This is a genomic window from Nocardia abscessus NBRC 100374 (genome assembly GCF_000308455.1).
Lineage (GTDB): Bacteria > Actinomycetota > Actinomycetes > Mycobacteriales > Mycobacteriaceae > Nocardia > Nocardia abscessus.
Genome location: NZ_BAFP01000003.1, coordinates 144960 through 152052, shown reverse-complemented (window position 1 = coordinate 152052; position 7093 = coordinate 144960). Strand labels below are relative to the sequence as shown.

The following is a 7093-nucleotide window of genomic DNA, read 5'->3' as shown; positions in this document are numbered from 1 at the left end:
CTCATGCCGGAATCCTCCCTGCCCGGCGCGCACGGATCCAGCCGGAAACGCACGCGACCGGGATGTTTTCGCACCAGCAACATCGTTCACAACTGTCCACAGCGATCTCGCAGCTTCGGCACAGCGAGAAACCAGGTCCGCGGCTGAAAGTAGCTGCGTGGCAACCGTGGCGAGCCACCTCGGGATGCCCGGCGGAACGCCGACGAACCCCCTCGGAAATGAGACGTAGGCGACACTCCGGAAATTTTTTCGGAGAACCCGTAACGCCCACGGCTGCCCACGCCGATACGACCCATGAATGCAGGACCCAGAGATCTACCGGGGAATGGAGAAGACAGTGCGCACCACGTTTCCGACTTCCGTCACGGCGGCCGAACTGACCGCCGCTGCGCAGGACTACAACCAGCGCGGGTGGACGGTCGCCGAAACGGCCAACGGTCTGAGCCTGATCACCGACGACGACCTGTCCGGCATCGAGGTCTCCGGCGAACTGGCCGGCGAGGTCCGCCGCTTTCTGCGCGCGAACAACCTGTCCGGCGCGGTGATCGAGATCCCCGGCTCAGAGCGTCGCGAGATCCACCTGGTCACCGGCGTCCGCAAGGCCGCGATGGCGCTGCAGGCGCTGCGCGAGGCCGGCGCCACCGTGTACACCGACGGCGCGGGCATCCCGCTGCCGCCCACCCAGCTCTCGGCCGGTTCGGCCTGCTGGGGCGTCGCGCCCGCCGAGGCCCGCTGGCTGCCGCCGGTCGTCGCGATCGCCGCGGCCGTGCGCGCGGCCACCGCGTCGCGCCGCGCGAAGCTGACCATCGCCTGCTGAGCAACGCGCCCCTGATCGAGTTCACCTGCTGATCGCGGGCCGGGGCCGCGCTACCCGGCCTGTTTGCGACCGGTATCCGTCCTCACGCTCCGGCTCCCCACCCCGGAGCGCCGCCGGGTACCGGTCGTTTGGCGTTGTCGATATCGGACGTTCTCTTTTCAGTTTCACCGCCGGACGACAAGATGGGGTATGGCCCCGATCACGCAATCGCGCAATCTGCTGCGGACCTGCCCACTCTGTGAGGCGGTCTGCGGCCTGGAACTCACCCTCGACCCCGACGACCACGTGACCTCGGTCCGCGGCGACCGCAGCGACCCCTTCAGCAAGGGCTTCATCTGCCCGAAGGGGGCCAGCTTGGGCCACCTCGACGAGGACCCGGACCGGGTGACCGAACCGCTGATCCGCGACCGCGCGACCGACACCTGGCGTAGCGCGACCTGGGACGAAGCCTTCGACTACATCGCCGAGCGCTTCCCCGCCGTGGTGGCCGAGCACGGAAACCAGTCGGCTGCGGCCTACTTGGGCAACCCCAACGCGCACACTGTGGCCGGAGCGCTGTACCTGCCTATACTGCTGCGGGCGCTGGGCACCAAGAACATCTTCTCGGCCAGCACCGCCGACCAGATGCCCAAGCAGGTGGCCAGTGGGCTGATGTTCGGCGACCCGCTGACCGTGCCGGTGCCCGACCTGGACCGCACCGATTATCTGCTGATGCTCGGGGCGAATCCGCTGGAATCGAACGGCTCGCTGTGCACCGCACCCGATTTCCCGGGCAGGCTGAAGGCGCTGCGCGGCAGGGGCGGCCGCTTCGTGGTGGTCGACCCCCGGGTGACCCGCACCGCGAAACTGGCCGACGAGCACCTGTTCATCCGGCCGGGCAGCGACGCCTACCTGCTGTTCGGCATCGTGCACACGCTGTTCACCGAGCGACTGACCGATCTGCGCGTCGAGGTCACCGGCCTGGACGAATTGCGCACGGCCGCCGCGGCCTTCGACCCGGATACGGTCGCGGCCCGCACCGGCGTCCCCGCGTCCACGATCGTGCGCCTGGCTCGCGAACTCGCGGCAGCGCCGACCGCGGCGGTGTACGCCCGCATCGGCACCTGCACCGCCGAGTTCGGCACGATCACGCAGTGGCTCGTCGACGCGATCAACGCGCTGACCGGCAACCTCGATTCCCCTGGCGGCGCGATGTTCGCCACCGCCGCCGCCGGCGGCATCCCGCGTACCAGGCCGTTCCGCATCGGGCGCTGGACAAGCCGGGTACGCGAGCTGCCCGAGGCGATGGGCGAACTGCCCGTCGCGACGCTCGCCGACGAGATCACCACGCCCGGCACGGGGCAGATCCGCGCGCTGGTGACGGTCGCCGGGAATCCGGTGCTGTCCGCGCCGAGCGGCGCACGCTTGGACGAGGCGTTCGCCCGGCTCGATTTCATGGTGAGCGTGGACCGGTACCTGAACGAAACCACCAAGCACGCCGATGTGATCTTGCCTCCCCCGCGCCCCACCCAATCGGCGCACTACGATTTCGCGCTCCTGCAATTCGCCGTGCGGAACTACACCCGCTACTCGCGTCCGTTGGTGCCACTGGGTGACCGGCCGTCCGAACCCGCCGTCCTGGCTCGTCTCGCCGCGGCGCTGACCGCCAGGCCGCACAACGGCTCCGACGGGGTCGATCCGCTCACCGCTGTGGACGAACTGGTCATCGCTGGGCTGCTGCACAAGGCCGGGTTCGCGCAGCGGCGCGGCGATCTGATCGGCGAGACCAGCACCGAACAGCGCATCGACCTGATGCTGCGCCTCGGACCGTACGGGGAATGGAACGGCGGCACTCTCAACCTGCAAGTGCTGCTGGACAACCCGCACGGCATCGACCTCGGCCCCTTGCAGCCGCGCCTGCCCGGTGTGCTCCGCACCGCGACCGCGAAGGTGGACCTTGCCCCGCGGCCGCTGCTCGACGACGTGGCGCGGATGCGGGCGCGACTGTCCGACGCCGCACCAGAGATCGTGCTGATCGGTCGGCGGCAGCTGCGGTCCAACAACAGCTGGATGCATAACATCGCAACGCTGGTGAGCGGATCGAATCGCTGCACACTGCACATCAATCCGGCCGACGTGGCGCGACTCGGACTCGGCGACCGAGCGGTGGTCAAGTCCGCCGCCGGGACACTGACGGTTCCGCTGGAGCCGACCGAGGCCATCATGCCCGGCGTGGTGAGCCTGCCGCACGGGTGGGGACATATCGACAGCACGCAGACCGTGGCCCGCGCGCACGCGGGCGTCAATGCCAATGTTCTCACCGATGATTCGGTGGTCGACGCGCCTTCCGGAAACGCCGTGTTCAACGGGGTTCCGGTCACGCTGACCCCTGCCTGAGGCAACGCACATCACTTCCGCAAATCCCGACCGGCCGGAAATAATTCCGGCCGGTCGGCTCTTAGCTAATCTACGGAAATCCCTGCGCCGCACGCGGATCGCAGGCATCATCTACGTGGATTCCGACGTTTTGCCGCGTGCTGATCATCTAAAATTGGCGCGATCTCGGTACCACCGCGGTTCAACGTCGAGCCTGGTAAACCCCGGATTCCGGCGACCTGAGGGGGCGGCAATGCCCGGCACACACAACGGCAGCGACGGCGAGCGTGAGCTGCAGGAACGGTACGGAACACAAGATCGAGCCCAGCGCTTCTACGACGATCAGGTGCTCGATCGGCTCAATCCGGCGATGATCGAATTCATCGGCCGGATGGATATGGCGTTCATCGCCACGGCGGACAAACACGGCGAATGCGACTCGACTTTCCGGGCCGGGTTACCCGGTTTTCTCCACGTCATCGATGAACGCCGGATCGCCTACCCGGAATACCGTGGCAACGGCGTGATGGCCAGTCTCGGCAATATCCTGGAGAACCCGCACGTCGGGATCCTGCTCATCGATTTCGTGCGCGACCTCATCGGACTGCACATCAACGGTTCGGCACATCTCGTCTCCGATCCCGCCCTCCGCAGCGTCGTGACCGACCTGCCCGTCAACCACAAGGGCCGCGTCGCCGAACACTGGGTGGTGGTCGACGTAGAAGAGGCCTATATCCATTGCCGCAAGCACATCCCGCACCTGGTGCCCGCCCCGCGCGAACAACGTGAGTGGGGCACCGACAACGTGCGCGCCAAGGGCGGCGACTACTTCGGAGCGAAGGCGCAGAAGAACGAGCTGGCCGACACGCTGTTCAGCGGTTCCTGAGGTTCGGTATGCGGCCGAGCGCACCCAGCATCAGCCGCTCCTCCAGCGATCGTGGGCGCGGCGCGGGACCGTAAGGCCACCAGTCGCCCGGCTCGACCACACCGGGTTCGACCAGTTCCAGTCCGTCGAACAGGGAGGCGATCCGTTCGCGCGTGCGGAACCAGCCCGAACCCAGCCCGCGGACGAAGCGGTTCTCGAGTTCGCGTGCGAGCCGATGGGCGGCGGGATCGTCGGCCGGGTCGAGGTAGTGGTTGATCGCGAGGTGTGAACCGGGCGGCAGGTTCTCGGTGTACTCGCGGACGATCCCGTCGGGGTCGAATTCCGCGGGCACATGGTGCACAACGCTGGACAGGATGACCGCGAGCGGCCGATCCCGCTCGAGGTGCTCGGCGACCTCGGACAGGAGGGCTCGCGGTCGCGTGAGATCGGCCTGCACGTACTGGACGCCCGCATGCCGCGCGAGCAGCGCACGGCCGTGGGTGCAGCAGAGCGGGTCGTTGTCCACGTACACCACCCGCGCTCGCGGGTTGTGCTGTTGCGCGACTTCGTGAATGTTCCGGAAGGCGGGCAGCCCGGCTCCGATGTCCACGATCTGGTCGATTGCCGCGTCACAGACGAGATAGCGCACGACGCGGTCGAGCCAACGCCGCGTCATCAGCGGCAATTCTCGCATCCGAGGGGCGATCTGCAGGATGTCGTGGAAGAAACGGCGATCCACCTCGTAGTTGTCTTTACCGCCCAGGCTGTAGTCGTGGACACGGGCGATGCTGGGGCGGGTAGGGTCCGGCCCGACCGGCGCACGCACTCCGGGTACTGGCGAAGATCCCGTCCCTTCCTGCCCCGCCATGCGGAGCCAGGGGCCGTTCACGCCGACACCCGACGCTCGACGACAAGCGGGCAGGTGGTGGGCAACGTCCGCGCCTGCATCCATGTCACGGTGCCCGCCACCTCGGGAGCGAGCGGACGCTCGCAGCACACGGTTTCGCCAGCGACGCGGCGCTCCAGCACCGCCATGGCGAGGAAGTAGTTCGCCATGAACCACAGGACGGCGACCCCGGCGATGACGCTCGCGACCATCACCCGCGCACCTCGAACGGCTGGTCACCGCTTCGCGGCAGCGAACGCGAGCCGCGCAGGAGCATCTGATCGGCCCACGCCCGGATCGCCTGCACGACAGCGACGCCGGAGGGGCGAAAAGAGTTGGCGGGCGGTTCGATCCAATGCCGGATCGCCCCCGCCTCCGCGGTAGGCGACGGCAGCGCGATAGTCGCCCCCGCACGCGCAACCGACACATCCAGCCGGAAGAGTTCCGCGAACAGCCGCATATCGTCGGCCGCACCGAGATCGGGCCGGATCAGGAACGTCCACCTGCCCGAGCGCGGATGACCGACGATCGGGCCTACAGAATTGCCCTGGCCGTGCAGGTGCGCCCGCACCGCCTGCCCAAGCCGCGCGGGCATCGTGATGCCCCAGACGCTGCCCGCATGCACAACGATCCGCCCCAGTTCAGGCGGGTCGATGACAGCGGGCAAACCGTATGCCCGCCGGTAGAACTGGCACCGCGACACCGGAGTGTCCTCGAATGGCTCATGGTCCATCTCGAAAGCCCCCTACTCGGATCGAAGGTCACGTGGAGCGCGCGCTCAGCCCTTCACTGCGGGTTCGGGAGACACTTCTCAGCCGTTCTCGACCCGGGCGCGTACGTCAAGTGGAGCATCAGCAAAGCGCCTGGGCCGCACTTACTCTGAATATCCAGGACAAATTTTCCGAAGTGCCAGCGTGTGATTCAGCCTGGATGCGAGGATTCTCCGCGGTGGAGAAAGCCGAGATGAGAAGGGGTGGAGAATGGAAGGTTCTACGGTTCCACGCAGGCAGCTGGGTCGCCACTTGCGTGAGCTTCGAACGGGGATCGGTCTCACGATCGCGAACGCGGCCGAGCTCATGCAATGGAGCCCGACGATGTTGCAGCGAGTCGAAAAAGGGCAGGTAGACAAGGTCCGCGATGCAGATATCAAAGAGCTGTGCCGGATCTACGACGCAGATCCAGAGCAGATCGACGCGCTGGTCGGCCTAGCGCGCCAAGCGAACGCACCCGAGTGGTGGCATGCCTACGGCGATCTCATCCCGGAGAACTTCGATGTCTACGTGGGGTTGGAGAACTCTGCGAAGCGGTTGACTGTGTACCAATCCGAGCTGGTCCCCGGTCTGCTTCAGGTGCCTCGGTACATGCAGGCGCTCATTACTGCCAAACGACCGGACGAGCGTGCGTCAGAGGTCGAGCGACGCGTTCACCTGCGAATCAAGCGGCAGTCTCTGATCACGCGGCCGGTTGGCCCGGTCGAGATGGACGTGGTCATTCACGAGTCGGTACTACGCCAGATCATCGGTTCCAAGAGGGCGATGACGGAACAGACGCGCGCCTTGCTCGACTCCAGCCGTCGAGCGAACATCACGCTCCGGGTTCTGCCGTCCGACGCGGGCTACCCCACCGGTGATCAGATCGGCCCGTTCACGATCCTGGAGTTCGGCACAGACAGTAAGGGCCGTCCGATCGAGCCGCCCGTCGTGTACATGGAAGGCTTCACGGGCGCGCTCTACGTGGACAAACCCGGCACTGTGCGGCGGTATGGTGAGGCATACGAGGTGCTCCGGAGCGCGGCTATGGACGTCCAGGACAGCCGCAGGCTTCTCCGGGAGCTAGAGAAGGAGTATGGGCGTGATCAGTGACCTATCCGGAGCACGGTGGTTCAAGAGCACCCGCAGCGGAGCTAGCCAAGACTGCGTCGAAGTGGCATTCCTCGACGACGACAAGGTGGGCGTTCGCGACTCGAAAAATCCGACCGGCCCCGCACTGGTGTTCACCCCTAGCGAATGGGACGCCTTCACCGCAGGCGTGACGGACGGAGAATTCAACCGCCCCTAGCCATACACATCAACCACGGCCCGGCTCATCGACTTAGGAAGGCGAGAGCCGGGCCGTTTCGCGCTTGCCGCCACGCGGCAGTGCGACCAGGTCAAGAACCGGAGTTCGACCG

8 protein-coding genes are annotated in these 7093 nt (G+C 66.7%); 5 read left to right on the top strand and 3 right to left on the bottom strand.

What is annotated here, in order from left to right:
* Positions 1–298: 298 nt before the first annotated feature.
* From ON19_RS01155 to ON19_RS01145, 3 genes are all read left to right on the top strand, one after another.
* On the top strand, positions 299–817 hold the full coding sequence (locus ON19_RS01155; protein WP_227954548.1) for a hypothetical protein: 519 nt from the start codon (positions 299–301) through the stop codon (positions 815–817).
* A gap of 189 nt (positions 818–1006) precedes the next feature.
* Positions 1007–3193, top strand: coding sequence for a molybdopterin-dependent oxidoreductase (locus ON19_RS01150; protein WP_043684953.1), 2187 nt, complete (start codon positions 1007–1009; stop codon positions 3191–3193).
* Positions 3194–3425: 232 nt separating this feature from the next.
* Positions 3426–4058 (top strand): pyridoxamine 5'-phosphate oxidase family protein, encoded by a 633-nt coding sequence (locus ON19_RS01145; RefSeq protein WP_043684950.1) that lies wholly within the window; start codon positions 3426–3428, stop codon positions 4056–4058.
* Here the strand turns inward: ON19_RS01145 and ON19_RS01140 are convergent.
* From ON19_RS01140 to ON19_RS01130, 3 genes are read right to left on the bottom strand one after another with little or no spacing between them, the layout of a single operon-like run.
* On the bottom strand, positions 4045–4863 hold the full coding sequence (locus ON19_RS01140) for an SAM-dependent methyltransferase (RefSeq protein WP_043684948.1): 819 nt from the start codon (positions 4861–4863) through the stop codon (positions 4045–4047). The genes ON19_RS01145 and ON19_RS01140 overlap by 14 nt on opposite strands.
* 59 nt (positions 4864–4922) lie before the next feature.
* Positions 4923–5138: a hypothetical protein gene (locus ON19_RS01135; protein ID WP_157229558.1), complete on the bottom strand. Its 216-nt coding sequence runs from the start codon at positions 5136–5138 to the stop codon at positions 4923–4925.
* Positions 5135–5656: a hypothetical protein gene (locus ON19_RS01130; protein WP_063709374.1), complete on the bottom strand. Its 522-nt coding sequence runs from the start codon at positions 5654–5656 to the stop codon at positions 5135–5137. Before ON19_RS01130 ends, ON19_RS01135 begins: the two co-directional genes overlap by 4 nt.
* A 247-nt stretch (positions 5657–5903) precedes the next feature.
* Here ON19_RS01130 and ON19_RS01125 point away from each other — a divergent pair, with 247 nt between their 5' ends.
* Both ON19_RS01125 and ON19_RS01120 read left to right on the top strand, forming a co-directional pair.
* On the top strand, positions 5904–6785 hold the full coding sequence (locus ON19_RS01125) for a helix-turn-helix domain-containing protein (RefSeq protein WP_043684941.1): 882 nt from the start codon (positions 5904–5906) through the stop codon (positions 6783–6785).
* Complete coding sequence (locus ON19_RS01120) at positions 6775–6981, top strand: DUF397 domain-containing protein (RefSeq protein ID WP_174377652.1); 207 nt, start codon at positions 6775–6777, stop codon at positions 6979–6981. The genes ON19_RS01125 and ON19_RS01120 overlap by 11 nt, the downstream gene beginning before the upstream one ends.
* The last annotated feature ends 112 nt before the right edge of the window (positions 6982–7093 follow it).